Below are 25,624 nucleotides of genomic sequence, written 5' to 3'. Positions count from 1 at the left end.
GCCAGCACATGACGACACGCGCAAATCTTCCTGCGCTCCTATTCTTATGCACCCGCGACCAAAGTTTTGTTGCAAAAGCCCCAAAACTGGGCAATTTGGAAACCTCTTTTCCTAAAACGGAAGCACTGGCCAAAGCATGACCCGCACCACGTCCACCTTAATCGGCTCCATCGCCATCTTGCTGTGGTCTTTTCTCGCGCTTTGCACGGCGGCGAGCGGCGAAATACCGCCGTTTCAGCTCAACGCGATGGCCTTCGGCGTGGGAACGCTTGTTGGGATGAGCAAATGGATACGCGATCCTTCATCCATCAAAAAGCTACGCCAACCCATAATGGCTTGGGTTTTAGGCATCGCGGGATTGTTCGGCTATCACCTGTTTTACTTCACCGCCCTGCGCAACGCACCAACGATTGATGCGAGCTTGATCGGCTATCTCTGGCCATTGCTCATTGTTTTATTTTCTTCGCTTTTGCCGGGCGAAAAGCTCAAATGGCAACATGTTGTAGGCTGTCTGCTCGGGCTAGGCGGGGCTGGCCTCATCGTTACTGGTGGGCAAGGCTTCACTTTCAAAACTGAATTTGCGTTCGGCTACTTCATGGCCTTATTGAGCGCCCTTTCTTGGTCTGCATACTCAGTATTGTCACGCCGCTTCGCTAATGTACCAACTGATGCGGTTACAGGGTTCTGCGCTGCGACGGCGGTCCTATCACTTGGCGGTCATCTATTGTGGGAAACGACGGTCTGGCCGCAAGATATTTGGCAATGCGTTGCCGTTATCGGTTTGGGTTTAGGGCCGCTTGGCCTTGCATTCTATGTATGGGATCGCGGCGTAAAGCATGGGGACATTCAAGTTTTGGGCGCAGCGTCATATGCAGCACCTTTACTCTCAACGCTCATCCTAATCTTGTTTGGATTTGCCCAATTTACGTGGGCAATAGGCGCCGCTTGTCTCCTCATCACATTGGGGGCAGTGATCGCCTCAAAAGACATGATTTTTGCACGTAAATTTGGTTCAAAACCTCAAAATTGAGGATTATTTTTTCCAAAGAACCATTTTCTTTGAACAGGGGGTTCCCCTTTGGCTCATTACGCCATAAAACGCGCACTCAGCCACATATGATAAGAATCGCCACATTTTTGCGCATAAATTGCGCACGATGTCTGGCCTGCTGAGAAGTGATGATATGCCCAAACGCGAAGATATTTCCTCCATCCTGATCATCGGCGCCGGACCTATAATAATTGGTCAGGCATGTGAGTTTGATTATTCAGGCACCCAAGCCTGTAAAGCGCTAAAGGAAGAGGGTTACCGGATTATCCTGGTCAACTCGAACCCGGCAACCATCATGACAGACCCGGACTTGGCTGACGCGACATATATGGAGCCGATTACACCAGAAGTCGTCGCAAAAATCATCGAAAAAGAACGTCCAGACGCATTACTGCCCACAATGGGCGGACAAACCGCCCTGAACTGTGCGCTTTCGCTGCGCAAAATGGGCGTGTTGGACAAATACAATGTCGAAATGATTGGCGCGACAGCCGAGGCAATCGACAAGGCAGAAGACCGTGACCTGTTCCGTTCTGCAATGGATAAAATCGGTCTTGAAACACCAACTTCAATGCTCGCGCATAATTTGACCGAAGCACTTGAAGCTTTAGACGTGGTCGGCCTACCGGCGATCATTCGCCCGTCTTTCACCATGGGTGGCACCGGTGGCGGCGTTGCATATAACCGCGAAGAATACATCTCAATCGTTGAAAGCGGCATCGACGCATCTCCCACCAATGAAGTGCTTGTCGAAGAAAGCATCATTGGCTGGAAAGAATATGAGATGGAAGTTGTTCGCGACAAAAACGACAACTGCATCATCATCTGTTCAATCGAGAATATCGACCCGATGGGCGTGCATACCGGCGACAGCATCACAGTGGCACCAGCCCTAACGCTTACCGATAAAGAATATCAGATCATGCGCGACGCCTCACTGGCTGTTTTGCGCGAGATCGGCGTTGAAACCGGCGGCTCAAACGTTCAGTTCTCGGTGAACCCAAAAGACGGTCGCCTCATCGTTATCGAGATGAACCCACGGGTTTCTCGCTCTTCAGCATTGGCATCAAAAGCAACTGGCTTCCCAATTGCAAAAGTCGCGGCACGTCTAGCTGTTGGTTACACGCTTGATGAACTCGAAAACGACATTACAGGCGGTGCAACACCCGCCTCGTTCGAACCATCCATTGACTATGTGGTCACCAAAATCCCTCGCTTTGCATTTGAAAAATTCCCCGGTGCTGACAATCGTTTGACCACAGCGATGAAATCGGTTGGCGAAGCCATGGCCATTGGCCGGACGTTCCAAGAGAGCATGCAAAAAGCACTTCGTTCGCTTGAAACAGGCCTAACTGGTTTCAATGAGGTTGGCATTGAAGGCATTGGTGAAGGCGACGACAAAAACGCCGTTCGCGCTGCATTGGGCAAGCCAACGCCGGATCGTATTTTGGTGATTGCAGACGCGATGCGCCTTGGGTTTGACGATGAGTTTATCCACAATGCCTGCCAATTCGATCCATGGGTACTTGAACAAATTCGTGGCATTGTCGACATGGAAGCCAAGGTTCAGGAACACGGCTTGCCGGACAACGCCCAGCAAATGCGCAAACTCAAATCGATGGGTTTTGCGGACACCCGCCTAGCTGACTTGAGCGGCAAAAAACCACGCGAAATTAAAGCCCTACGGGACGAGTTGGACGTGCATCCGGTCTATAAGCGCATCGACACCTGTGCCGCCGAATTCGCATCTCCAACCGCCTATATGTATTCAACATATGAGGCACCATTTGCCGGCAAGCCAGCGGACGAAGCGCAACCAACTGACAAGAAAAAGATTGTCATTCTTGGTGGTGGGCCGAACCGTATTGGCCAAGGCATCGAATTCGATTATTGCTGCTGCCATGCCGCATTCGCGCTGTCAGAAGCCGGTTATGAAACCATCATGATCAATTGCAATCCTGAAACGGTTTCAACCGATTATGACACCTCTGATCGCTTGTATTTCGAACCGTTGACCAAGGAAGACGTACTTGAGATTCTGCACACCGAGCAGAAGAACGGCACGCTTGAAGGCGTTATCGTGCAATTTGGTGGCCAAACACCACTTGCGCTTGCCAATTCAATCAAACGCGCGGGCATTCCAATTTTGGGCACCCAACCTGAATCCATTGACTTGGCTGAAGACCGCAACCAGTTCCAAAAGCTGATACACGAGCTGGACTTGACCCAACCCCGCAACGGCATCGCCTATTCGCTTGAGCAATCGCGCATGGTCGCTGAAGATATTGCTTATCCGCTGGTTATTCGCCCCTCATTTGTTTTGGGTGGTCGCGCCATGGCCATCGTGAACAATTCTGATGAGTTCGAAGACTACGTGCAAAGCACGCTCACAGAGTTGGTCCCCCCCCATATTCGTCAAAAATATCCCAACGACAAAACCGGGCAGATCAATTCAGTACTCGCGACCAACCCTTTGCTATTTGATAGCTATCTGGGCGGCGCGATTGAGATTGACGTTGATGCATTATGCGATGGCACGGATGTGTTTGTGGCTGGTATCATGGAACATATCGAAGAAGCTGGCGTTCACTCCGGCGACAGTGCTTGTTCCCTTCCATCGCGCAATCTAGACGACGAGACCATCACAGAGATCAAGCGCCAAACCAAAGAATTGGCATTGGCATTGAACGTCGTAGGATTAATGAACATCCAGTTCGCCTTAAAAGACGGCACGCTTTATGTTTTGGAAGTGAACCCACGGGCGTCGCGCACAGTTCCGTTCGTCGCAAAAGTCATTGGCAGCCCAGTCGCCAAAATCGCAGCGCGCATCATGGGCGGTGAAAAGCTAAGCTCATTTGATCTCAAAGAAACCAAGCTAAAACATATCGCGGTCAAAGAGGCTGTGTTCCCCTTCGCGCGGTTCCCTGGTGTTGATACAATTTTGGGCCCAGAAATGCGCTCAACCGGCGAAGTTATCGGCCTTGATTCAAGCTTTGGCGTGGCATTTGCCAAAAGCCAGTTGGGCGGCGGCACGAAAGTGCCAAAATCGGGCACCGTTTTTGTCTCCATACGTGATGAAGACAAAGAGGCGATCCTGCCGTCCGTAAAATTGCTAGAAGGCGTTGGCTTTAAAATCATCGCCACCAGCGGCACGAAACGTTTCCTCACCGAGAATGGCGTGACGTGCGAGAAGGTCAACAAAGTGCTCGAAGGACGTCCCCACATTGTTGACGCAATGAAAAACGGTGAAGTTCAGTTGGTGATCAACACGACCGCTGGACAACAAGCGCTAAAGGATAGCCGCGATCTACGCCGCACCGCACTATTGAATAAGATCCCTTATTACACGACCATCGCCGGGGCAATCGCTGCGGTTGAAGGCATCGTTTCCTATTCGACAGACACGCTAACGGTGAAATCGGTCCAAGATCACTTCGCCGCATAAAAACGCGTTCAAGGTAATTTCTGGGGCAGCAAAGCAGGACCAGCATATGAAGATCGCCATCGGCACCGACCATGCGGGCTTTTTGTACAAAGAAAAGATCAAGGCATTTTTGATTTCGCTCGGTCATGAGGTCAAAGATTTTGGCACTTTTAATGACGCGTCCTGCGATTACCCAGATTTCATCATCCCCGTTGCCCAAGCCGTTTCATCAGGAGAATACAAAAAAGGTATTGTTCTGGGCGGTTCTGGCAACGGCGAAGCGATAGCTGCAAATAAAGTCAAAGGCATACGCTGTGCCGTGTGTTGGAATAGCATCTCAGCAGAAATGGCACGTCGCCACAATGATGCGAATGTGTTGTCTCTCGGGCAGCGCATGATTGAAGAGGAAAAACTACTCGACATCGTTCAAACTTGGCTGGAGACCGCGTTTGACGGCGGTCGGCACCAACGACGCATCGAAAAAATTCAAGAAATGTAACCAAGCCTAGGGTCGCATTTCACTCGGAATTAGCACTAGACCTTAGTTCGCTCATATCCGCCGCCGGATCATAAAACATGCCGGTCATCAAACTCCGCGCAATGTTATGCGCCCGCGCCGTAAAGAAGTTCTCAGCTTCAGCCGATGGTGCAATTTCATCCAAGTTTTCAGCAAAAAGCTTAAGCCATAGATCAAAATGCCACTTCTCAACCTGTTTAAGTTTGAGATGCGCAGGCATTGGGCGTCCGTGATAGTCACCTGTTTTGAGCGCGATTGCGCCCCAAAACTGTTTCATTTTCGCCATATGGGCGGGCCAGTTATCGCCAATCACCCCGTCAAAAATCGGACCAAGGTCATCGTTGGCCCTCACCTTTTCATAAAAACTTTCGACCAGTAGTGAAACGAAGGCCTCGTCAATGCCATAGCCATTTGCTTGCTGGCGATAGTTTTCCCGATGAATTTCGGCGAATGTTTTGTCCATTGAACCATGACCTTAAAAGATATATACAAAATGCATCTTTAGTGATTTAATCAAAATTTGCAACATGCTAAACGCCTCAAAGTCAAAAGTGAGACAATAAGTGCATCTAACCAACCAAACCGATTACGCACTAAGGCTCCTGATGTATTTGGGTGCCGTGGCGCCCCAAAAACGCACAATCGCGCAAATTGCGCAAAAATTACAGATTTCAAAAAATCACTTGATGAAAATTGTTAATCGCCTGACGACCGCAAAAATACTGATCTCCATACGCGGGAAAAATGGTGGGGTCACTGTTAATCCAGAGGCTCACACCGCCACTATTGCAGAAATAGTTGAGCATACAGAGCCCGGATTTACGATCGTTGAATGTCTGAATAAAGAAAACTGTAAGTGTGTATTCGTCGGATACTGCTCGCTTACATCATTCTTTACTGAGGCAAAATCAATGTTTATTGCACATTTGCGCACAAAAACACTCGGTGATATAATAAAAGAAAACTCTATTCTTCCTCCATCACTGAATTGACACATTTAAGTCATCGAATTTAAATTTCGTAGTTTAAAGTATTTTTACCCGCTTGAATTTTGAGCGATTCAATTCTATATTTCTACAGTCGAATATTGGCCGAACGATCTGGCCGGAGCTACCTCCGTGAATGCTACGTTTCTACCAACATCGATCCAGAACCGGTTCTAAAGATAAAGAACCAAGAATTGCGGCAGTATTTCACGAAAGGAAATTTTCATGCCTTCAGGTACAGTTAAATGGTTTAACACCCAAAAGGGTTACGGCTTTATTGAACCAAAAGACGGTGGCAACGACGTGTTTGTCCACATTTCTGCGGTTGAGCAGTCAGGCCTATCTTCTTTGGCAGAAAACCAAAAAGTTGGCTACGAATTGGTTCAGGACGAACGTTCTGGCAAATTCTCTGCTGGCGAACTTACAGTTGAAGACTAAGCCTTAACGGCCAGTTCTTCTGCTTTTTAGTCAGCCCTATTGCTGACATATCAAGCGCGTAACAAATTCGGTAGCCGCACATTTTCCTTAGCATAAGGCAGATTTGCGGCTATGTTAGTTTTTGCACGCTGTCGGTCTCCAATTGTAATATTTTGGGGCCGGTTTTTTATTGCAGTGCAACACAAAAATAAGAATGAAAGGGCGGGACCATGGAAAAGATCCCAATGACAATTGCAGGCCACAAGATGCTAGGCGACGAGCTTGTTCAGCGATCTTCTAAAGAGCGGCCGAGCATTATTGCAGCAATTTCTGAAGCCCGTGCTCATGGCGATTTGTCAGAAAACGCGGAATATCATGCGGCCAAAGAGCAACAAAGTCTAAACGAAGGGCGCATCCAGGAGCTAGAGTCTATCATGGCGCTGGCCGAAGTTATTGATGTGACCAAGCTAAGTGGCGACACCGTTAAGTTCGGCGCAACCGTTAAATTGGTTGATGAAAATACCGAAGAAGAGAAAACCTACCAAATTGTGGGTAACCCCGAAGCGGACGCTGGCGCAGGCAGAATTTCGCTATCTTCACCTATTTCCCGCGCACTGATTGGGAAAGAAGAAGGCGACAGCATCGAAGTTTCGGCACCAGGCGGCTCAAAATCTTATGAGATTTTAAAAGTTAGCTATATTTGACCCTCATTGGTTCACGTTTATGTGGGCCAATTCTGTTCAGTCTTGTATCATGCGCGTCGCATACCTACACTAAGTGCAAATCTTCTAATCCACTTTTTCAAGGTATGCGAACATGCACGCACCCGTCATGATCATTGGTTCTGGACCCGCAGGTTACTCAGCAGCAATTTATGCTGCTCGCGCCATGCTAGAACCGGTCATTATCCAAGGCATCCAGCCCGGTGGCCAACTCACCATCACCACAGAGGTCGAAAACTATCCCGGTTTTGCGGATATGGTTCAAGGCCCATGGCTTATGGAACAAATGCAAGCACAAGCTGAACATGTGGGCACCAAGATTGTTTCTGACATTATTATCAATGTGGACATGGAAAAACGCCCGTTCGAACTTACTGGCGATAGCGGCACCATTTACACCTGCGATGCGCTGATTATTGCCACAGGCGCCCAAGCCAAATGGCTTGGCTTACCCTCAGAGCAAGAGTTTCAGGGCTTTGGTGTTTCCGCATGCGCAACTTGTGACGGCTTTTTCTATAAAGAAAAAGAAGTTCTGGTCATTGGCGGCGGCAACACAGCTGTTGAAGAAGCACTGTTCCTCACCAACTTTGCCTCAAAAGTCACATTGGTTCACCGTCGGGACGAATTACGTTCGGAAAAAATCCTGCAAAAACGCTTGTTTGCGAACGACAAGATCGAAGTTATGTGGGACACAGAATTGCTTGAAGTGCTCGGCACCACCGGCATTCCAAGATCGGTTACTGGCGCGAAACTGAAAAACCGCAATACCGGCGAAATCGTTGAGAAAGCTGTTGATGGCATATTCGTCGCCATCGGGCACGCCCCTGCCACCAGCCTTTTCGATGGAAAACTGGATATGAAACATGGCAATTATCTCGTCACCAAACCTGACAGCACTGCCACGAACATTCCCGGTGTTTATGCAGCCGGCGACGTCACGGACGATATTTACCGTCAAGCGGTGACCGCTGCGGGCATGGGGTGCATGGCGGCCCTTGAGGCTGAAAAATACATCGCAGAGCTCGATGTTGCAGAAGCGGCCGAGTAATGGGCATTGATTGGGACAGGTTGCGGATTTTTCATGTTGTTGCCGAAGCAGGCAGCTTCACCCATGCTGGTGAACGTTTGGGCATGAGCCAATCCGCCGTGTCCCGTCAAATATCGTCGCTAGAAGACGGGCTTGGCCTAAAACTCTTCATTCGCCACGCGCGCGGCCTCGTGATGACGGAAGTTGGCGAACAATTGTTCCGCACGGCTCATCGCATGGCATGGGAACTGCAATCCGTTGAAGCGCAAATGAGCGAGACGCGTGACCAACCCACTGGCCCATTGCTGGTGACCACCACCGTTGGGTTCGGCTCGACTTGGCTAACCTCGCGGATCAATGAATTTTTAGAGCGCTATCCAACCATCCAGTTGGAAATAAAACTCAACGATTCTGAACTTGATTTGGCGATGCGTGAGGCAGATGTTGCCATCCGCTTGCACCGTCCCAATCAATCTGAACTGATCCAACGCAAACTCTTCACCGTGCATTTTCACTTCTATGCGTCATCAAGCTATTTGGAACAGCACGGCATTCCTGAAAATGTTAGCGACATCGACAACCACAAGATCATCACGTTTGGCAATCCAAGCCCAGCCTATTTAGGTGATGTGAATTATCTAGAAACCATCGGCCGCGCTGAAAACAATCCACGCATCCCCTCCCTGCGCGTCAATGCAATTTACGGGATGATGCAGGCGTGCCGCGAAGGCATCGGCATCGCGATGTTGCCCGACTATGTCACAGAGGACGAATCTTCCTTAGTGCGTATTCTCGAAACTGTAGAAAAGCCAGAGTTTGAAACCTATTTTGTTTACCCACCAGCGCTGAAAAACTCAAAACGCGTTGGCGTTTTCCGTGATTTCCTCGTGTCCAAAGCTCGCGGCTGGGAATTCTAGTTCAACAACAAGCTGAATACGTCACCCATTGCTTGGAAATGTCCGCCCAAAGGTCACTTTCAAATCCGTTAGGCTTGATGATGTAGCGAGAACCAAGGACATCGACCTTCTCAGGTGACGTGAGCAAGCCCGTGCATAAACTGGAATACACAGCATTTCTGAAGAAAAATCGGCACAAACCAGCGCGGCAATAATATTGATAACAGGCTGGAATATATGAACAATGCGACTGATATGCAAAAACTGCATACCGGACATGTGCGTAACGTGGTTGCCAAAAAGTAAATTCGCCATCATATACGCCTCAAGAAAAACGAACATGTTGTTCCTCCTCCCTCAACTGTTTCGTTGTTCCCTCCTTGTTAGAGTTTTCCTCTAATCCTTTTTGGCTCTGTCCTCGCGGATGGAGCCTTTTTTTTGAGCAATCAAACCCATGCATTTTGTGCATGGCAAATATGCAATCATGTCTGTTGTGAAAGTTGGAGGGGACAGGCATATAGGATGCATAACAAGTTGATGACGTATCCTCCTCCCTCGAAGTCAACTTGTCAGACGGCAGACACCGTCCCTCCTCCCTCGATGTCTGCCTCATTCATTCAAAGGCTCCGTCTCCTCCCGACGGGGCCTTTTTTTATGGGAAATCCCAACGCATTCAATTGCATACCAATTAAGTCCAGTTACGCCAAAATAACAGGGCTCGATGCGGTTTTGACCTCAGAATGGCGCAAACCATAGGTTGCGAAATTTAGCTATGCGTTTAGCGCATATCAAATATGCATTCTATACGCTTGTTAAGTTGCCATCGCACACCATATAAGGTCGGTAACGAGTTGATGACGTCCCTCCTCCCTCGAAGTCAACTCGCGTACGGCAGACACCGTCCCTCCTCCCTCGATGTCTGCCCCTTATTCAAGGCCCTACCTTTTTGGTAGGGCCTTTTTTTTGCATAATCGATGATGGTTTTGCGGTGGGCTAAGAAAAACTAAACCCTAGCCAAGTTGATGGCCTGAGCAATTTCAAACCCTTGGTTTGCAGCTTGGTAGATCGGGCGCGGCGGGTTTTTGCTCGTGTCAATATTGCGCACAAGCCAGCGGCTCTTTTGAAGTTGTTGCAGGGATTGCGATAAGGCCCTGTCCGTCACGGACACCAGCTCATTCTTTATTTCGCCAAAATACCGGGGTTTGTAACTTGCTGCCAAAACCGGCACGCTCCAAGTGCGACGCAATATCGGACCATGCGCTTGCTCCGTTACAGCGGCATTGATTTTCCCCGCAACCGCTGCGATTTCAACGCCCTTTGGTGTCAGCCGATATTCGGGGCGCAGCGGATGGCCGTGACCTGGATTTCGCTCCAGCAGGCCAAGATCAACCAAATGAGACAAGCTTTGCGCAAAGGCCGTGCGGCTTGCACCTGATTTAGAAAGCAATGGCGCTTGTCGACCCGGCGTACCAGCGTGCAGCAGCGCGAGAATGTTCAAGCACCATGCCCTAGAAGTCACCTTGACAATTGTTTCTATGTCCATAAAGTATAGTATATATATTTTATGATCAAAAAGGAAGCCCTATGCCAGCCGTAACTTTAGAAAACACAATCACCATCGCCTTATCCGTAAGTGACCGCCATGCCAGCGCACAATGGTACAATGATATGCTTGGGTTTGAACTTGTTTATCACGCCGATGACGCTGGGTGGAGCGAACTTAAAACCAAAACCGAAGGCGTAACATTGGGTCTTGGCGAACATACCGAACCCGTGCCAGGCAATTCAGTACCCGTATTTGGCATTGCAAATATCGACGAAGCGCGTGCAGCCTTAGAAGCGGCTGGTGTAAAGTTTGATGGGGAAACAGATGTCATAGAGGGGATGGTCAGCACCGCAACATTCTACGATCCCGATGGGAACGCGATGATGTTGGCTCAAGACTTGACGTGAACAAGACCTGACTTAAATCTGATTGAATTATAAAAAATCGCCGGTGAAAATCTTCACCGGCGACCAGTTATGAGGAGGAGTATTTAAGATACGGCTCTACCGGTAAAGCAGATCACCTAAATCTTGCATATCGGCATAAAGCCCCGCGACTTGCTCTTCATATCCATTGAACTTCAATGTTGGAACGCGATCACCTGTATGCAACACACGTTCGGTCGCTTGCGTCCAGCGCGGATGTGGCACTTCGGGGTTCACATTGGCCCAAAACGCATATTCTTTATCTTGCAACTGTTCCCAAAAACTAACTGGGCGTTCGTCAGTAAACGTGAACTTCACGATCGATTTGATCGACTTAAACCCGTATTTCCACGGGACAGCCAATCTAAGCGGTGCGCCCATTTGGTCTGCAACCTGTTTGCCATAAGCGCCCACAACCAAAAATGCCAAGTCGTTTTGCGCTTCTTCAATCGTTAGACCTTCAACATATGGCCAAGGATACCAAGGTTGGGTCTTGATACCACGCGCGACGCCAGGGTCATTAAACGTTTCCATGCGGATATATTTCGCACCCGATTGCGGCCCCGCCATTTCAACAAGCTTTGCAAATGGAAACCCAATCCAAGGAACGGTCATCGACCACGCCTCAACACACCGGTGCCGATAGAGCCGCTCTTCCACAGCCATTTTGCCGATTAAGTCGTCGACATCAATTTTTGTTGGATTGTCCACCATCCCATCAATGGTAATTTCCCACGGGCGCGGCTCAAGCGCCTGCGCATCACGGGCGATCTCTTTATGCGAGCCAAACTCGTAAAAGTTGTTGTAGTTGAGATTGATATCTTCAGGCGTCAATTCCCGATCAAGTTGAAAAGCTTCATTGCGCGGTGCGTTGATCGCTAACCGATCATCTTCGGTCGCCGCAAATGCACCATTAACTGTACCCAATGCGCCAGCCAAACCAATGGCTCCAGCGCCGGCCATAATTTGGCGTCTGTTAAGATAGATACCTTCGGGCGTTGCCTCCCGCTCAGCAATTTCCCAACTTTTCTTCTTCTTGATGAGCATTTACACCCTCCTGATCATTTTTCTAACCAAACCAGACTAAACATTTCGCTCACATGCAACTGAGCATTTGTAAATTCCCCGTGAGTGAGTAGAACTTCTCCAGCAGCAATAGATATTTTTTGACCAATTGATAAAATATCTGTATGAAACCAAAACTTTAATCGCGACGAGGTGAAATCATGCCCATCATCAATATCGGATCCATCAATATTGACTATGTTCACCGCGTTCCCCACTTCCCGGCAGCTGGTGAAACATTGCGCAATCTTTCTTATAGCGCAGGCCTCGGCGGCAAGGGCGCTAACCAATCCATCGCCATCGCGTTGGCCGGTGGCAATGTTGTCCATGTCGGTCGGATCGGCGAAGACGGGCAATGGGCGAAAAAGAAACTCACAGACAGTGGCGTGGATACCCAGCATACGCTCACCGATGATGGCGCATCAGGTCACGCGGTGATCTATGTCGATAATGAAGGTGAAAACACCATCGTTATTCATGGCGGGGCGAATGAAACGCTCAACCAAGCTCAGATCGATAAAGCCTTGGCTCAGACCGACGAAAATGATTGGTTACTGCTACAAAACGAAACCAACATGATTGTTGAGGCGGCCAAATCAGCCAAACAAAAAGGCCTAAAGGTCGCTTATGCCGCCGCGCCCTTTGATGCAAAGATCGCCGCGCAAATGATCAAACATGTTGACCTCATCGCGGTTAACGAGGTCGAAGCTGCCCAGCTTGCCGAAACGCTAAACATTACAGTAGATCAGTTGCCGGTGGACCGTATATTGGTCACCAAAGGCAGCAAGGGCGCGTCCTACAAACAGGGCGACCAGCAATATGAAGTAAGCTCATTTAAAGTCGACGCGGTCGATACCACTGGCGCTGGTGACACATTCACCGGCTATTTCCTCGCACGGCTCGATTTGGGTGATGATCCTGAAACAGCCCTAAAAATCGCAAGCGCTGCTGCCGCCATTCAGGTCACACGCCCCGGCGCGGCAGACGCAATTCCCCCAATTAAAGAAGTTTTTGAATTCCTGGAGTACCAATCTTGACCCTACATAAAATCATAATCGACACTGATCCGGGCATTGATGACGCAATGGCCTTGCACCATGCATTTGCCGACGAACGCATTGAAGTTGTTGGTCTCACGACCGTTTTTGGCAATGTTCCGGTTAAAACAGCAACACGCAACGCCATCCACCTTACCGATTTGGCTGGCCTCAACATTCCCGTCGCCGAAGGTGCGCCAACACCCTTGACCATCACACCAAATCCACATGCGGATTTTGTGCATGGTGTAGAAGGTTTTGGCGATTATCCACCCCAAATACCAAGTCGCGAAAAAGACACACGTTCAGCTGCTCAATTTTTGTGTGAAGTTACAAAGGCCAATCCTGGTGAAATCACCATTTGCGCCGTCGGCCCATTGACCAATTTGGCCCTCGCGTTACAGCAAGATCCTGAAATTGCAAAGAACGCAAAAAATGTCGTGATCATGGGCGGTGCAGTCGACGCGCCCGGCAATGTCACGCCATTTGCTGAAGCGAACATCTGGAACGACCCGCACGCCGCGCAGGTGGTTTTTGATGCCGATTGGGACGTTACCTTGGTCGGCCTAGATGTAACCCATTCGGTTAGCTGCAATATGGACGACTTCCGCGAAGTCACAAAACATTCGCCAAAAATTGGTAAGTTTTTGGAGCAGGTTTCAGAATATTACATCAAATTTTACACCGAGAATGTCGGCGTAAATGGCTGTTACCTTCACGATCCGGCGGCTGTGATTGCGATCACTGATCCAGAGTTTTTCGACATAAAAGAAGCGCCACTCAACACGATTTTGGAAGGCGACGAGGTGGGCAACACCATCGCAGACCCAGCCAAAAATGGCCGCCCAGTGAAAATTTGCTTCGAAGTAAACGACCAAGGGGTAAAGGATACATTCCTCTCAACCCTTAAAAAGGCAGATGCCCGCCGCGCTGCCCGTTAGGGATTTCCGACTTCATGAAGGTGACCCCGGATCAAGTCTGGGGATGCCGCTTGGTGCAGATCTCGCACTCTTTTCTCACAACTTGCGCCATGATCCAAAAACTTGTGCCGTCCCGGCCCCCGAGCCGGGACCAACCAACAACGAATGTCAGCGCCCTAAGTCAGCGCCGCAACAAATGCCTCAAACCGATCACACGCCTTGCCAATATCTTCTTTCGATACTGCATAAGACACGCGGAAATGCGGCGAAACGCCATATGCGCCACCATGCACGGTCGCGACATCCATCTCGTCCAACAAGGCCATGGCAACATCTTCGTCCGTTTTCAAAAGACGACCACCTTCGGTGGTTTTGCCCAAAAGCCCTCCACAAGACGGGTAAACATAAAATGCGCCTTCGGGCACCAGGCATTCAATCCCATCTATTTTATTTAGTCGTTCAACCAAATAGTCCCGACGCTCCTCAAATACCTTGCGCCACTCTGCCAAGAAACTCTGGTCGCCGTTCAGCGCTTCAACCGCTGCCCACTGCGCGATGGAACATGGATTGGAGGTTGATTGCCCTTGCAGTTTAGACATGGCCTTCAATAACCAACTTGGCCCCGTACAATAGCCAATCCGCCATCCTGTCATCGAGTAGGCTTTAGAAACGCCATTCATGGTCACTGTGCGGTCACCCAAATCAGGTGCGATTTGCGCCATGGTGTAAAACTTGCAGCCATAGGTCAGGTGCTCGTAAATATCATCCATCAAAATATGGACATGCGGGTGCTCCCGCAACACAACCGCCAATGCCAGCAACTCGTCTTTTGAATAAACAGCACCCGTTGGGTTGCCCGGCGAATTCAACAACAACCACTTGGTTTTCGCGGTGATCGCCTGTTCTAATTGCACTGGTGTGATTTTAAATCCCGCCGCGGCGCCCGCTTCAACGATAATTGGCGTCGCCCCAGTTAACCGCACCATTTCAGGGTAGGAAACCCAGTATGGTGCAGGCACCACGACTTCATCGACCGGATTAAGGGTCGCGACCATCGCATTGAAGATGATTTGCTTGCCGCCTGTGGCAACGAAACAATCTTTGGGGTCTACATCCAAATCATTCTCGCGCTTAAATTTGGCGGCGATGGCGGCTTTAAGCTCAGGGATGCCATCAACAGCGGTATATTTTGTTTCGCCCGCATCCAGCGCCCGCTTTGCCGCGTCTTTGATATGCACCGGCGTATCGAAATCCGGCTCCCCTGCGCTCATCGGAATGATATCCACGCCAGCGGCACGTTTTTCCAACGCAATGGCGGATATGTTCATGCTCGCGGATGGTTTTACGCGCGCAAGCGCATCAGAAATCATATTCATAATGTCAAAAAATCTTTTGGCTAGGTTCAATCAAATTGATCAAAGCAAGTTCAATATCGTTTTGCAAGTTGCATATGGGAATGATGGTCTTGCCACAAACTTGCCCGACTTTTGAACGCAAATCACCCAAATTCAGACCAACTCTCACCTCATCTGTCATTCATATTAGCATCATCGAACGATTAAACGATCAAAAGGACGATCCGAGATGAAACAAAAAGCCGCCAAAAACAAACTACACTATTTGTCTGGCTCACTCGCTGCAGTTTTTGCAATCCTCCTGGTCGTTAGCCCCGCAGTTGCCGCCACGCAAGAACACACCAGCGTCACCGCTCTGAGCATTATTTTGCCTGCGTTAGCGCTTTGCTCCGCCATTATTGTAGGCGTCTGGCGACATACGACACAATCCAAGCTCAAACCCATTCGCGTTCGCAACACACAACGCTAGATAAACACAACTGACCTCCATTCTGCCCTGCTTTCCGGCCGAACTAACTCTATAGGAAAGCCCCCCCAACTTGGCCGATGCCTTACCCGCATCGGTCTTTTTTTGTGCCTATTTTCAAATCTTTCCAAACTTACCAATTGTTCATTTCACGGAAAACTTTAGGCAACGTGGCTTCCCCTATCTTCAATCTCGATCAGACGCCAAACCCAAATCGCCCAATTGGTCGGGCAAAGGAAGATAAAATGAAAAAGATTTCAGCACTCGCACTTGCAGCAACACTTGTTGGCACGATGTCAATCAGCGCTCTTGCCCCAGCGGCTTACGCTCAAGACAGCACCAAAACCGGTCCTTCAGCCGAGCAAAAGCAAGAACGCAAAGGCAAAGGCCAGTTCCGGCCCGTACGTGGTGGTCACGCCTTTTTGGGCAGCATCTGTTCAACTGACGGGGCAGAAAACGTTGAGAAAAAACTCGAAATTATGGCAATCCGTATCGATTTAACGGACGCCCAGCGCCCTGCATTCGATGATTTAAAAACGGCAGCACTTACCGCGCAAACTAATTTTGGTGAAAGTTGCGCACCATTGAAAGCTGAAAAGCCAGAAGGTGCGGCTGAGAAAATGAAGCACCGCACCGCGATGATGGAACTGCAACTTGAAAGCATGAACATCGTCATGCCAGCGTTCGAAAGCTTTTATGAAAGCCTATCTGACGATCAGAAGGCTCAAATGGACAAATTCGGCGGCAAAAAAGGTCAAAAGGGTAAAAAAGGCAAACGCGGTCAGTTTGGCAAGAGCCAAAAAGGCGACGGCCCTCGTGGTCCACAAGGCAATGGTGCCCCTGCACCATCAAATGGCTAAGTCGGACGAGTAGCCTATGCCGGGCGACGTGCCCCACGTTGGGGTTACGTACCCCAAGTTGGGGCAACTTGCCCTCGTCGTCCGGCATCTCCTATTTAGTCCTTTATGGACTTCACTGTTCCCCATCCAAAATGCTTCAACTGCCCCTACAGTTGGAGCATTCTTTTGTCTTGCCCCGATCAAATTCGCAAGTTACCAATATGGTTCAACCAATTTTCGGGACGATGATCATGACATTGCCATTAGACACAAAGGCGGTTCGCGCCAACTTTCCTGCGTTTGAACAAAATGACCTCAAAGGATGGGCGTTTTTCGAAAATGCTGGCGGCTCCTATATGGCCCAACATGTCATTGATCATTACAACCATTATTACACATCACATAAATTGCAGCCCTATGGGGTTTATCCTGCATCAAAAGAAGCGGGCGTGGAAATGGATCGCGCCCATGAGCGGCTCGCGAAAGCGCTAAATGTCCATGTTGATGCCATCCACATTGGCCCATCAACCACAGCGAATACCTACACATTAGGCAATGCGTTTAGCGAAATGCTCAGCGCTGGCGACGCGATCATTGTTACGGATCAATGTCATGAAGCAAACACCGGGGCATTCCGTAAATTGGAAAAAATTGGTGTTGAGGTCCGCGAATGGCGGGTAAACAAAGATACCGCAGAACTCGAATTGGATAAATTGACCGAATTGCTTGATGAGAAAGTAAAGCTCGTCACCTTCCCCCATTGTTCAAATGTTGTGGGGCACATTAATCCGGTCAAAAAAATCTGCGAAATCGTCCATTCGGTTGGTGCTGTAACGGTAGTTGATGGCGTCGCATATGCGCCGCACACCCTGCCAGACATCACCGATTTGGGTGCAGATATCTATTTGTTTTCCACTTACAAAACATATGGCCCACATCAAGGGCTGATGGTTGTCGATCCTGACCTTGCAAGAAAGCTCCCCAACCAGGGACATTTCTTCAACGCTGAATTTTTGCGCAAACGTTTGGTGCCTGCGGGGCCTGACCACGCTCAAATCGCGGCCTGCAACGGCATTGTCGACTATTTTGATGCTTTGGCAAAAATTGCTGGCACTGAAAATGCGGCAGATCCCTATCGGGCGACATCACTGAAAATTCGTGAACAAGAAACAGCACTCGTCGAACCATTGTTGGACTATTTGCGCGGCCGCAACGATGTGCGCATCATCGGTCCATCAAATGCCGAGGACCGCGTCCCCACCATTTCAATCCATTGCGATCGCCCTGGACTTGATTTGGCGAAGGAATTGGCTGAACACAAGATAATGGCGAGTGGCGGGCATTTTTATGCCTATAGGCTGATTGAAGCGCTGAATTTGGGCCTTGACCACGGCGTTTTGCGCATGTCATTTGTCCATTACACCAGCCAAGAAGAAATCGATCAGCTGATCAAAGCGCTCGACCAAGTCTTATAGGTACCCAAGTCTTATAGTTTCACTTCGGCATCGCCGCGTTGGGCGAATTGCCTATCTGCCGTGAAAGTTGCTGCAATGTCGCGTTCAACCGCTACTGCTCTGCTGATTGTTGCCACCATTATTTGGGGCTCGGCCTTTATCGCTCAAAAATCAGCAATGGACGCCATGGAGCCGCTAACATTTCTGGCGGCCCGTTATCTGTTGGGCGGCATTCTCATTCTGCCATTGGCGATTTGGGAAACACGACGGGTAAACAAACCGATCACCAGACAAGGTTGGAAACTGATCGGCATTTTGCTGTTCGCCTTTTTCTTTGGCTCTTGGCTTCAACAGATTGGGCTGCTTACAGCATCGGTGACAAACACCGGGTTTCTCACCGGCTTCTACGTGTTTTTTGTCCCCGTTTTGATGGTGGTGTTCGCAAAGGCCAAATTGCATCGCCTGATCTGGGTCGCCGCAGCCCTCGCCTTTTCGGGGCTTTTCCTTTTGAGCGGCGGCAAGGTCGATAACTTTGTTATTGGAGATTATTTCGTTCTCGCCAGCTCATTCTTTTGGGCACTGTACGTTTTCAATTTGGGCAGCGCCGCCAGCATCACTCAACGCCCGATCACGGTTTCCGCCATCATCTTTTTGGTGGGCGGCACCATCTCCGCACTTGGCGCAGCAGGCACTGAAACTATAACCCTAGAGGGGCTTCAAATCGGGTGGGTCGAAATTCTATATGCAGGCGTTTTGTCGACAGCAATTGGCTTTACTCTGCACACCATCAGCCAGCAGCACGTCCCCACAGCAAATGCCGCATTGATCCTATCAATGGAAAGCCTATTCGCCGCGTTAGGGGCAGCGATCATATTGGGGGAAAGACTGGAACCAACCGGTTATATTGGCGTATTGCTGATCTTTTCAGCCATCATTTTGGCCGAAGCAGGCCCGGTCTTTTTTGAACGGACCCGCGCAAGACGTGTGGCGAAGTAACTATTTATCCGCGACGCGGTCCAGCAATACTTCTTCGCACAAAAACAAAAGACATGCTCTTACCGAAAGCTTTTCGCTTGATAGTTGCTTGACAACACCGCTAATTTTTCGACCCTGAAAACTAATGGTGCCACGCCATTTATTCCGGCCACTCGGGGGAAGCTCAGAAAACAAATAGGTGTTTATAAATTTGCGATTATCGTCGTTCACAAACGCTGGGTCGATCCATTTGACCAATGCACAAAGCTGCGCGCCATTGCCGCAATATGAAATCTCATAGCGAGATTCTTTATTGCCAGGCTGCCACACCCCTTCAGGGTTCATGGTCTCCGCCATAGCAGGCATACTCATCGAAACAGCAAGCGCAGTCGCACCGCAAATTTTGGCAAACTTGTTCATTTCATCTCCAAACAAAACAGTACCACCCGCATGCTCTGAGTTAAATACTGAGTGTGGCGGCAATGTGAACCCACGCGATTTTTATGCGTTTACGCAGACCAGACATGCTCCACCAAATATTTGTTAAGCGGTGCCATCTTCTCGCAAATTCCCAAAATTAGCTTGGCTGCACCGTCCACATTTTCCAACTCGTGGGAATAAGCAACAGTACCACTTTTCACCACCAGCCCCTTATGGCGCAACAAATCTGCCCCCGGTGCATCCTTATCAAAACCACGCGGAACACGCGCGAGTGCCGGCTCGTCTAACTTCGCGCCATGCTGCTCGACTTGCATTATAACCTTTGAAACAGCGGCGCCACCGTCGCCCAAAATCTGTTGCCGCATTCGATCCAATTGCTCATTATCCAACGCCCAGTGCCCAGCCCCAAAACTAAACCCTTCCGGGTGAAGAACCACATGAACACCGGGCGACTTGTTCGGATGACCCCCAGTCCAAAAAATCAAGTGAATGTGGGTATGATAAGGTGTCTTGTCTTTGGAAAAGCGCGTATCGCGATATATGCGCCGCAGTGAACCATTTGCTTTGGGTTCAGCACGCAATGGCGGGCTCAGCGCGGCCAGTTCGCCCTCTATTGTGCCAATAAGCTCAAGAACGGGGTTTACCACGTCATTTTGATAACGCGGTTTGTTCGCCTCAAACCACTCTCGATTATTGTTTTCTTTTAGTTCCGAAAGAAAAGATTGAATATTTTCAGCAAACATATTTTCACTCCCTGATCACAAAAGCATGCATCAAACGGCCATGCGCTTGCAAATATGTCGTTTGAACATGCATGGTTTCGACAAAATGGAACCACAAAACTCATCCACAGCTGCTGTGGATAGTCACATTGGTGACACAAATCGGACATGGAACTGTCAATATCACCAAATAGCATAAAACATGTTCAAGGAGCATGCCCCGCACTTTGGACGGGAGAGTCAACGCACGTTGACCTCCATGGCGTACCGCCCCCCAAAAAATGGTACGCCACTGGCCGCTCCATTAGCGGCCATTTTTTTGTCTGCAAAACCGATCCCCCACCCGCCATTTGCCCAAAAAGATGGGGGCGCACCACACTTTTTACCGATCAAACCTTCAAAACACGCGTCGATCTAGCCTAACATCATCTGAATGAACCGATTCCAATGGGGCGCTTTTGATGGCGAAACTCTATTTTTCATACGCGGCGATGAATGCAGGCAAGTCGACGATCTTGTTGCAGGCAGCTCACAATTATTTTGAGCGCGGCATGCAAACACGCCTTTACACCTCTTCTCTTTATGTAGAAGACGGGGTCGGCAAAATCTCATCCCGCATCGGTCTTGATGTGCCCGCAAATCTTTATGATAGCGAACTTGATCTTTTCGCTGATATTGCAAAAGCCAATAAAGAGAAAAAAATCGACTGCATCTTTGTTGATGAAGCCCAATTTCTCACCAGCGAACAAGTCTGGCAATTGGCGCGGGTTGCCGATCACCTCAAAATTCCAATTATGTGTTTTGGCCTACGCACAGATTTCCAAGGCAAACTATTCGAAGGCTCTGCTGAGTTGCTGGCAATTGCCGATGTTTTGCGCGAAATTCGTACCATCTGCGAATGCGGATCCAAAGCCACAATGGTTGTGCGCATGGATGAAAATGGCGAAGCCATCCGCGAAGGCGACCAAGTCAGCATCGGCAAGGAAGTCTATGTTTCCCTTTGCCGTCGCCATTGGGAAGAAAAAATGCACCCCAACAAAGTCGTCAATATGGACGGCCAGTCCATTTCAAAAGCCGATGAAGACGACGACGACGATCTCTCCTCCATATCAGCACTGGGCTAAGTCATGAGCGATCAAAATGCGCCACAGGGCGACCTTACCATTAGAACAGTTGCCATGCCGTCGGACACAAATCCGTCGGGCGACATTTTCGGCGGATGGGTGCTCAGCCAGATGGATATTGCTGGCGGCATTGCTGCGGCAGAAAAATCTAAAAGCCGCGTTGTCACCGTCGCCGTTGAAGCCATGACCTTTATCGCCCCGGTAAAAGTTGGCGACGTTTTGTGCGTCTACACCACCATCGAACGGGTCGGCACAACGTCCATTTCTGTGTTCATGGAAGCGTGGGCGCGCCGCAACCGCTTAAATCAACGCGAAAAAGTCACCGAAGGCAAATTTGTTTATGTCGCACTGGATGATCAAGGAAAACCCAAACCGATAGCCTAAAACGGCGGAAGTCTTCCCTTAGTTTGCACTATTCAGGTAGATGAACTGAAACTGAACATTACCATTCAGTAACCATTCAGCAACGTTTTGGTTAATTGGGGTCACGGAACAAGTGAAACCTCAAACTGGGAGACATCAAATGGACTTTCGCAAACTTACCAAAATAGCTGCCCTTGCAACAATGGGCATCGTCATCACCGCATCTTCGGCCTTTGCTTTTGCAGCAAAGTCGACCGCAGCACTCAACATCCGCTCTGGCCCAGGCACGGGTTATGACGTTGTTGACGCACTATATAAGGGCGAAGAAGTAAACGTTCAAAAATGCACCAACTCGAAAAAATGGTGTTACATCGTTCACTCAGGCCCAGACGGCTGGGTTTCAGGCAAATACCTTGCGCAAAAAGGCAACCATAAGCCGAACAAACCGAAGAAACCAAAGCACAGCTCGAACAATCCAAAAGTAACATTTGGCTTCCAGTTCGGCTCGAACGGGTCATCATTCTCCTTCGGTCTTTCTGATAACGACAATGATTACCGCCCACGCAAAGCACGCATCTGCTTCTATTCAGGTGCCCACTATTCTGGACGCAAAGCATGTGTCGCTGCTGGCTCAAAAGACAACTTGTTGTCAGGCCGTTGGAACGACAGAATTTCGTCAATCAAAATCATTGGCGATGCAGAAGTGAAAGTGTGTAAACACAAAAACTACAATGGCAGATGTCGCACGTTTGACCGTTCAGTGCCAAAACTGGGCCGTCGCTTGAACAACGAAATCTCATCGTTCAAATCTTACCGCTACTAATAAGCGGCACTAAAATGACCTCCAATTCACCCTGGCATAACTGCCGGGGTGTTTTTGTTTGCGCCCCATTGTCGCCGTGTTGATCAGCCTTTATGCTGATGAAATGCCAAACTCACGAGATTTATAATGAAATCAATTTCAGTTCTTTCAGCCCTTATTTTGGCCATTGGTGTCGCTGCTGGCGGCTGGTTGCTTGGCCAATCACTTGAAAACAGCCGCAAACCATTGCGCACAGTGACGGTAAAAGGTTTGGCCGAAAAGAGCGTGAAAGCCGATCTCGGATTTTGGCCCATCAGATTTGTCGCAAACGGCCCGACACTTGAAGCAGCGCGGGGCAGTCTTGAAGCATCGGAAACAGCGGTTCGTGCGTTTTTGACCAAACATGGATTTGAAGCCGACGAAATCGAAATACAAAATGTACGCGTTGAAGACCGATATGCAGGCTATAATGGTGGTAACTTTCCAGCAGATGTGCGCTTCAACCTCAATCAAGATATGTTGGTCACCACCGATAAAGTGGATGAGCTCAACTTCGCCTCACGCGACATAGGCGAACTCTTAAAAGCTGGCGTCGTATTTTCATCCGATAGTTGGTCCGGCGGCCCGAGTTTTGTCTTCACTGGCATCGCAGACCTAAAGGGCGAAATGCTTACAGAAGCAACCAAACGCGCCCGCGAAGCTGCCCAACAATTCGCCGAACAATCTCAATCAAATGTCGGCAATATTCAAACTGCAAATCAGGGTGTCTTCCAAATCCTGCCAGCTGTGGATATTCCCAATGATCGTCCAGACAAACAAATCGACAAACGCGTTCGCGTTGTTAGCACGATCACTTATTTCCTAGCTGACTAGGGATTTGGCTATTTGTTGACATGGGGCGACCGCCTATGGAGTATGCGGCTCCAATAGATTGCTAAGGTATCAAAATGGCCAACCCGCAGACCAAAATTCGCCCTATGCGACAATCTGAATTTGATATTTGGCTGCCCCATTGCACCAATGAGTTCGCCAAGGAAAAAGCTCAAGTCTTGGAAATTGCTGATGATCAAGCTCTAAAATTATCGCAAGAATCGTTTGAACGTTCATTTCCAAACGGCTTAGCCAGCCCAGGCAATAATTTGTTTTCAATTTTGGACGATGCCGATCAAGTCATTGGCACCATATGGTTCGTCGTTTCAACCAAATGGGGTGCCACGACGGCATTCATCTATGATTTGGAAATACAACCCGACCATCGTCGACAAGGACACGCGAAAGCCGCCATGTCTTTGATAGAGCCAGAAGCAAAAAAGCTAGGCGCAACAAAACTGGCGCTTCACGTATTCGGCTTCAATCATGGCGCTGCAAATTTATACAAAAAGCTCGGTTACAAAACCACAGACATCAGTATGGCCAAACCGCTTTAACTCAATCAGTTTCGCCGCAAATGGTCACTTTGATGACCATGTTAATCGGTCAAACTGTTCAATAGCAAAGGGCCCGCAAAAGCGAGCCCCAATTTTTCTCAAACGTCAGTTTGCATCGAACGCAGCGTCGGTTAGTGCCCCGGCACGGCGCCCTTCACAACTGGCGGACGTCGAACGAAAAACGCTAACAGAACGGCCAAAAGGAAAATCACAGCACCGCAAAGGAAAGCGAGCCGAATACCACTTGTCAAAGCAGCCGTCGCATCAAGGCCAGCTTCAGTTGAGAGCCGTGTTTGGATGGACATCACCGCCACAAACAGTGCAACACCCGCCGCCCCGGCCACTTGCTGAATACTGCCCAACATCGCACTGCCGTGAGAATAAAGCATCGGCGGCACAGCCCCCAAAGCCGAAGTGAACAATGGCGTAAAGATCAAAGCCAGCCCAACACTCAGGATCATGTGCCCAATCAAAATGTTCCACACGCTCGTATCTTGTCCCACCATCGTCAGCGCCCAAAGCACCAATGAAACAAGTATTGTGCCCGGAATAACCAAGGGCCGAGGGCCAATGCGATCATAAAGGCGGCCAACACTTGGTGCCAACAGTCCCATAATCAATCCGCCCGGCAACAACATCAATCCAGTTTGCAACGCATCAATGCCCAGCACATTTTGGGTGTAAATCGGCAACAATATAACTGTGCCCAATAGCGTCATCATGCTGATCGCCAACATCGTCAAACTGATCGAATAAAGTTTTGATTGGAAGGTCCGAAAATCCAGTAATGCCGCGTCTTTTTTCTGCAAGGAAAGCTGCCGGAAGATGAAAACAACCATCACAACAGCACCGATCAACAAGATCACCCATGCCGGCAGGCCGCCGATTTGTGCCGTTTCTGCGCTACCCAAGCCAGAAAGACCATAAACCAGCCCACCGAACGCGATCGCCGAAAGAATAACCGAGAGGATATCTAACGGCGCATAACGCGGCTCCGTGACGTTTTTCATGAGTTTTGCGCCTATGACCAAAGCGATTAGGGCAATCGGTAATACCAAAATGAACAACCAGCGCCATTCCATATAGTTAAGAATAAAGCCAGAAATTGTTGGCCCAATCGCGGGTGCTACCGAGATAACAATTGAAATGTTGCCCATCATTTTGCCACGCGATTCTGGGGGAACGAGTGTCATCACCGTGGTCATCAATAACGGCATCATAATCGCTGTACCAACAGCTTGAACCACCCGCCCAAAGACCAAAAGTTCAAGCCCCGGCGAAACGGCGCAGATCAGCGTGCCGACAGAAAAAATACTCATCGCCAAAATGAAAATCGGACGCGTATTCATCCGTTGGATCAAAAACCCAGTCACCGGGATCACAACGGCCATCGTCAGCAAAAATGCAGTGGTCAGCCATTGCACCGAACTTGCGGTGGCATCCAACGCGATCATTAGACGCGGAATGGCGACGGTCATGATTGTTTCGTTGAGGAACACCACGAACGTGGAGGCTAACAGCAAACCAATAACCAAATTATTGCGGGCAGAATTGTCTGTTTCCTGCATCGTTACACCCGCCGCATCAACGGCAGTTTGTTCTGAAGTCGTCATAAATTCCTTT

General features: G+C 49.3%; 28 protein-coding genes. 20 read left to right on the top strand and 8 right to left on the bottom strand.

Annotated elements, in window-relative coordinates; all coding sequences use genetic code 11:
* Positions 1-136: 136 nt before the first annotated feature.
* The 3 genes from yddG to rpiB all read left to right on the top strand — a co-directional run bounded on the left by yddG (position 137) and on the right by rpiB (position 4,974).
* A complete protein-coding gene (gene yddG, locus ACSHWX_RS10835) occupies positions 137-1,030 on the top strand; it encodes an aromatic amino acid exporter YddG (RefSeq protein WP_435668235.1) in 894 nt (297 codons plus the stop codon).
* Between the two features lie 154 nt (positions 1,031-1,184).
* Positions 1,185-4,496 carry a carbamoyl-phosphate synthase large subunit gene (carB, locus tag ACSHWX_RS10830; RefSeq protein WP_435668234.1) on the top strand — a complete coding sequence of 1,104 codons (3,312 nt, stop codon included), beginning with the start codon at positions 1,185-1,187 and terminating at the stop codon, positions 4,494-4,496.
* Positions 4,497-4,542: 46 nt separating this feature from the next.
* Positions 4,543-4,974, top strand: a complete 432-nt coding sequence (gene rpiB, locus ACSHWX_RS10825; RefSeq protein ID WP_435668233.1) for a ribose 5-phosphate isomerase B — start codon at positions 4,543-4,545, stop codon at positions 4,972-4,974.
* A gap of 19 nt (positions 4,975-4,993) precedes the next feature.
* On the opposite strand, the gene ACSHWX_RS10820 is transcribed toward rpiB, so the two are convergent.
* On the bottom strand, positions 4,994-5,455 hold the full coding sequence (locus ACSHWX_RS10820; RefSeq protein WP_435668232.1) for a group III truncated hemoglobin: 462 nt from the start codon (positions 5,453-5,455) through the stop codon (positions 4,994-4,996).
* A gap of 100 nt (positions 5,456-5,555) precedes the next feature.
* Here ACSHWX_RS10820 and ACSHWX_RS10815 point away from each other — a divergent pair, with 100 nt between their 5' ends.
* The 5 genes from ACSHWX_RS10815 (at position 5,556) to ACSHWX_RS10795 (ending at position 9,061) form a co-directional block, all read left to right on the top strand.
* Entirely contained in the window at positions 5,556-5,984 is a 429-nt protein-coding gene (locus ACSHWX_RS10815; protein WP_435668231.1) for an RrF2 family transcriptional regulator, read from the top strand.
* 219 nt (positions 5,985-6,203) lie between these two features.
* Complete coding sequence (locus tag ACSHWX_RS10810) at positions 6,204-6,416, top strand: cold-shock protein (RefSeq protein WP_435668230.1); 213 nt, start codon at positions 6,204-6,206, stop codon at positions 6,414-6,416.
* Positions 6,417-6,625: 209 nt separating this feature from the next.
* Entirely contained in the window at positions 6,626-7,099 is a 474-nt protein-coding gene (greA, locus tag ACSHWX_RS10805; RefSeq protein WP_435668229.1) for a transcription elongation factor GreA, read from the top strand.
* Between the two features lie 112 nt (positions 7,100-7,211).
* Entirely contained in the window at positions 7,212-8,165 is a 954-nt protein-coding gene (trxB, locus tag ACSHWX_RS10800; protein WP_435668228.1) for a thioredoxin-disulfide reductase, read from the top strand.
* On the top strand, positions 8,165-9,061 hold the full coding sequence (locus tag ACSHWX_RS10795; protein WP_435668227.1) for a LysR family transcriptional regulator: 897 nt from the start codon (positions 8,165-8,167) through the stop codon (positions 9,059-9,061). The genes trxB and ACSHWX_RS10795 overlap by 1 nt, the downstream gene beginning before the upstream one ends.
* A gap of 21 nt (positions 9,062-9,082) precedes the next feature.
* On the opposite strand, the gene ACSHWX_RS10790 is transcribed toward ACSHWX_RS10795, so the two are convergent.
* Positions 9,083-9,382 (bottom strand): hypothetical protein, encoded by a 300-nt coding sequence (locus tag ACSHWX_RS10790; RefSeq protein WP_435668226.1) that lies wholly within the window; start codon positions 9,380-9,382, stop codon positions 9,083-9,085.
* 661 nt (positions 9,383-10,043) lie between these two features.
* Positions 10,044-10,538 carry a winged helix-turn-helix transcriptional regulator gene (locus ACSHWX_RS10785; protein WP_435668225.1) on the bottom strand — a complete coding sequence of 165 codons (495 nt, stop codon included), beginning with the start codon at positions 10,536-10,538 and terminating at the stop codon, positions 10,044-10,046.
* Positions 10,539-10,624: 86 nt separating this feature from the next.
* Here ACSHWX_RS10785 and ACSHWX_RS10780 point away from each other — a divergent pair, with 86 nt between their 5' ends.
* Positions 10,625-10,993, top strand: a complete 369-nt coding sequence (locus ACSHWX_RS10780; RefSeq protein WP_435668224.1) for a VOC family protein — start codon at positions 10,625-10,627, stop codon at positions 10,991-10,993.
* Positions 10,994-11,089: 96 nt separating this feature from the next.
* Here ACSHWX_RS10780 and msrP read toward each other — a convergent pair whose 3' ends face one another.
* Complete coding sequence (gene msrP, locus ACSHWX_RS10775) at positions 11,090-12,058, bottom strand: protein-methionine-sulfoxide reductase catalytic subunit MsrP (RefSeq protein WP_435668223.1); 969 nt, start codon at positions 12,056-12,058, stop codon at positions 11,090-11,092.
* 179 nt (positions 12,059-12,237) lie between these two features.
* Here msrP and ACSHWX_RS10770 point away from each other — a divergent pair, with 179 nt between their 5' ends.
* Together ACSHWX_RS10770 and ACSHWX_RS10765 are read left to right on the top strand one after the other, a co-directional pair.
* Positions 12,238-13,113: a ribokinase gene (locus ACSHWX_RS10770; protein WP_435668222.1), complete on the top strand. Its 876-nt coding sequence runs from the start codon at positions 12,238-12,240 to the stop codon at positions 13,111-13,113.
* Positions 13,110-14,054, top strand: coding sequence for a nucleoside hydrolase (locus tag ACSHWX_RS10765; protein WP_435668221.1), 945 nt, complete (start codon positions 13,110-13,112; stop codon positions 14,052-14,054). The genes ACSHWX_RS10770 and ACSHWX_RS10765 overlap by 4 nt, the downstream gene beginning before the upstream one ends.
* 155 nt (positions 14,055-14,209) lie before the next feature.
* Here the strand turns inward: ACSHWX_RS10765 and ACSHWX_RS10760 are convergent, their stop codons facing one another.
* Positions 14,210-15,409, bottom strand: coding sequence for a pyridoxal phosphate-dependent aminotransferase (locus tag ACSHWX_RS10760; protein WP_435668220.1), 1,200 nt, complete (start codon positions 15,407-15,409; stop codon positions 14,210-14,212).
* Between the two features lie 208 nt (positions 15,410-15,617).
* Here ACSHWX_RS10760 and ACSHWX_RS10755 point away from each other — a divergent pair, with 208 nt between their 5' ends.
* From ACSHWX_RS10755 to ACSHWX_RS10740, 4 genes are all read left to right on the top strand, one after another.
* The gene (locus ACSHWX_RS10755; protein ID WP_435668219.1) at positions 15,618-15,857 is read left to right on the top strand and encodes a hypothetical protein; all 240 of its coding nucleotides are present in this window, start codon (positions 15,618-15,620) and stop codon (positions 15,855-15,857) included.
* Between the two features lie 242 nt (positions 15,858-16,099).
* A complete protein-coding gene (locus ACSHWX_RS10750) occupies positions 16,100-16,714 on the top strand; it encodes a Spy/CpxP family protein refolding chaperone (protein ID WP_435668218.1) in 615 nt (204 codons plus the stop codon).
* Between the two features lie 230 nt (positions 16,715-16,944).
* Entirely contained in the window at positions 16,945-18,168 is a 1,224-nt protein-coding gene (locus ACSHWX_RS10745) for an aminotransferase class V-fold PLP-dependent enzyme (protein WP_435668217.1), read from the top strand.
* Between the two features lie 75 nt (positions 18,169-18,243).
* The gene (locus ACSHWX_RS10740) at positions 18,244-19,143 is read left to right on the top strand and encodes a DMT family transporter (protein WP_435668216.1); all 900 of its coding nucleotides are present in this window, start codon (positions 18,244-18,246) and stop codon (positions 19,141-19,143) included.
* Here ACSHWX_RS10740 and ACSHWX_RS10735 read toward each other — a convergent pair whose 3' ends face one another.
* Positions 19,144-19,542, bottom strand: a complete 399-nt coding sequence (locus ACSHWX_RS10735; protein ID WP_435668215.1) for a hypothetical protein — start codon at positions 19,540-19,542, stop codon at positions 19,144-19,146.
* 89 nt (positions 19,543-19,631) lie between these two features.
* Positions 19,632-20,306 (bottom strand): DUF2461 domain-containing protein, encoded by a 675-nt coding sequence (locus ACSHWX_RS10730; RefSeq protein ID WP_435668214.1) that lies wholly within the window; start codon positions 20,304-20,306, stop codon positions 19,632-19,634.
* Between the two features lie 440 nt (positions 20,307-20,746).
* Between ACSHWX_RS10730 and ACSHWX_RS10725 the strand changes: the two genes are divergently transcribed.
* The 5 genes from ACSHWX_RS10725 to ACSHWX_RS10705 all read left to right on the top strand — a co-directional run bounded on the left by ACSHWX_RS10725 (position 20,747) and on the right by ACSHWX_RS10705 (position 24,001).
* Positions 20,747-21,409: a thymidine kinase gene (locus tag ACSHWX_RS10725; RefSeq protein WP_435668213.1), complete on the top strand. Its 663-nt coding sequence runs from the start codon at positions 20,747-20,749 to the stop codon at positions 21,407-21,409.
* A gap of 3 nt (positions 21,410-21,412) precedes the next feature.
* Positions 21,413-21,793, top strand: a complete 381-nt coding sequence (locus ACSHWX_RS10720; RefSeq protein WP_435668212.1) for an acyl-CoA thioesterase — start codon at positions 21,413-21,415, stop codon at positions 21,791-21,793.
* A 139-nt stretch (positions 21,794-21,932) separates the two neighbouring features.
* On the top strand, positions 21,933-22,595 hold the full coding sequence (locus tag ACSHWX_RS10715) for an SH3 domain-containing protein (protein WP_435668211.1): 663 nt from the start codon (positions 21,933-21,935) through the stop codon (positions 22,593-22,595).
* Between the two features lie 126 nt (positions 22,596-22,721).
* Positions 22,722-23,447, top strand: a complete 726-nt coding sequence (locus ACSHWX_RS10710; RefSeq protein WP_435668210.1) for an SIMPL domain-containing protein — start codon at positions 22,722-22,724, stop codon at positions 23,445-23,447.
* 74 nt (positions 23,448-23,521) lie between these two features.
* Positions 23,522-24,001, top strand: coding sequence for a GNAT family N-acetyltransferase (locus tag ACSHWX_RS10705; RefSeq protein ID WP_435668209.1), 480 nt, complete (start codon positions 23,522-23,524; stop codon positions 23,999-24,001).
* Between the two features lie 131 nt (positions 24,002-24,132).
* Here ACSHWX_RS10705 and ACSHWX_RS10700 read toward each other — a convergent pair whose 3' ends face one another.
* The gene (locus ACSHWX_RS10700; RefSeq protein ID WP_435668208.1) at positions 24,133-25,614 is read right to left on the bottom strand and encodes an MDR family MFS transporter; all 1,482 of its coding nucleotides are present in this window, start codon (positions 25,612-25,614) and stop codon (positions 24,133-24,135) included.
* Positions 25,615-25,624 lie beyond the last annotated feature (10 nt).

This window comes from Maritalea sp., assembly GCF_051251695.1.
Taxonomy (GTDB): domain Bacteria; phylum Pseudomonadota; class Alphaproteobacteria; order Rhizobiales; family Devosiaceae; genus Maritalea.
The sequence above is the reverse complement of the archived record's forward strand: the minus strand, read 5'-3'. Positions and strand labels throughout refer to the sequence as shown.

Bases quoted from the DNA above. Each gene is read 5' to 3' on its own strand.
- ACSHWX_RS10770 (WP_435668222.1), top strand. From the start codon at position 12,238: ATGCCCATCATCAATATCGGATCCATCAATATTGACTATGTTCACCGC.
- ACSHWX_RS10705 (WP_435668209.1), top strand. From the start codon at position 23,522: ATGGCCAACCCGCAGACCAAAATTCGCCCTATGCGACAATCTGAATTT.
- ACSHWX_RS10740 (WP_435668216.1), top strand. From the start codon at position 18,244: ATGTCGCGTTCAACCGCTACTGCTCTGCTGATTGTTGCCACCATTATT.
- ACSHWX_RS10820 (WP_435668232.1), bottom strand. From the start codon at position 5,455: ATGGACAAAACATTCGCCGAAATTCATCGGGAAAACTATCGCCAGCAA.
- rpiB (WP_435668233.1), top strand. From the start codon at position 4,543: ATGAAGATCGCCATCGGCACCGACCATGCGGGCTTTTTGTACAAAGAA.
- ACSHWX_RS10715 (WP_435668211.1), top strand. From the start codon at position 21,933: ATGGACTTTCGCAAACTTACCAAAATAGCTGCCCTTGCAACAATGGGC.
- yddG (WP_435668235.1), top strand. From the start codon at position 137: ATGACCCGCACCACGTCCACCTTAATCGGCTCCATCGCCATCTTGCTG.
- ACSHWX_RS10735 (WP_435668215.1), bottom strand. From the start codon at position 19,542: ATGAACAAGTTTGCCAAAATTTGCGGTGCGACTGCGCTTGCTGTTTCG.
- ACSHWX_RS10710 (WP_435668210.1), top strand. From the start codon at position 22,722: ATGAAATCAATTTCAGTTCTTTCAGCCCTTATTTTGGCCATTGGTGTC.
- ACSHWX_RS10790 (WP_435668226.1), bottom strand. From the start codon at position 9,382: ATGTTCGTTTTTCTTGAGGCGTATATGATGGCGAATTTACTTTTTGGC.
- greA (WP_435668229.1), top strand. From the start codon at position 6,626: ATGGAAAAGATCCCAATGACAATTGCAGGCCACAAGATGCTAGGCGAC.
- ACSHWX_RS10700 (WP_435668208.1), bottom strand. From the start codon at position 25,614: ATGACGACTTCAGAACAAACTGCCGTTGATGCGGCGGGTGTAACGATG.
- carB (WP_435668234.1), top strand. From the start codon at position 1,185: ATGCCCAAACGCGAAGATATTTCCTCCATCCTGATCATCGGCGCCGGA.
- ACSHWX_RS10725 (WP_435668213.1), top strand. From the start codon at position 20,747: ATGGCGAAACTCTATTTTTCATACGCGGCGATGAATGCAGGCAAGTCG.
- ACSHWX_RS10760 (WP_435668220.1), bottom strand. From the start codon at position 15,409: ATGAATATGATTTCTGATGCGCTTGCGCGCGTAAAACCATCCGCGAGC.
- ACSHWX_RS10730 (WP_435668214.1), bottom strand. From the start codon at position 20,306: ATGTTTGCTGAAAATATTCAATCTTTTCTTTCGGAACTAAAAGAAAAC.
- ACSHWX_RS10750 (WP_435668218.1), top strand. From the start codon at position 16,100: ATGAAAAAGATTTCAGCACTCGCACTTGCAGCAACACTTGTTGGCACG.
- ACSHWX_RS10745 (WP_435668217.1), top strand. From the start codon at position 16,945: ATGACATTGCCATTAGACACAAAGGCGGTTCGCGCCAACTTTCCTGCG.
- msrP (WP_435668223.1), bottom strand. From the start codon at position 12,058: ATGCTCATCAAGAAGAAGAAAAGTTGGGAAATTGCTGAGCGGGAGGCA.
- ACSHWX_RS10755 (WP_435668219.1), top strand. From the start codon at position 15,618: ATGAAACAAAAAGCCGCCAAAAACAAACTACACTATTTGTCTGGCTCA.
- ACSHWX_RS10810 (WP_435668230.1), top strand. From the start codon at position 6,204: ATGCCTTCAGGTACAGTTAAATGGTTTAACACCCAAAAGGGTTACGGC.
- ACSHWX_RS10780 (WP_435668224.1), top strand. From the start codon at position 10,625: ATGCCAGCCGTAACTTTAGAAAACACAATCACCATCGCCTTATCCGTA.
- trxB (WP_435668228.1), top strand. From the start codon at position 7,212: ATGCACGCACCCGTCATGATCATTGGTTCTGGACCCGCAGGTTACTCA.
- ACSHWX_RS10720 (WP_435668212.1), top strand. From the start codon at position 21,413: ATGAGCGATCAAAATGCGCCACAGGGCGACCTTACCATTAGAACAGTT.
- ACSHWX_RS10795 (WP_435668227.1), top strand. From the start codon at position 8,165: ATGGGCATTGATTGGGACAGGTTGCGGATTTTTCATGTTGTTGCCGAA.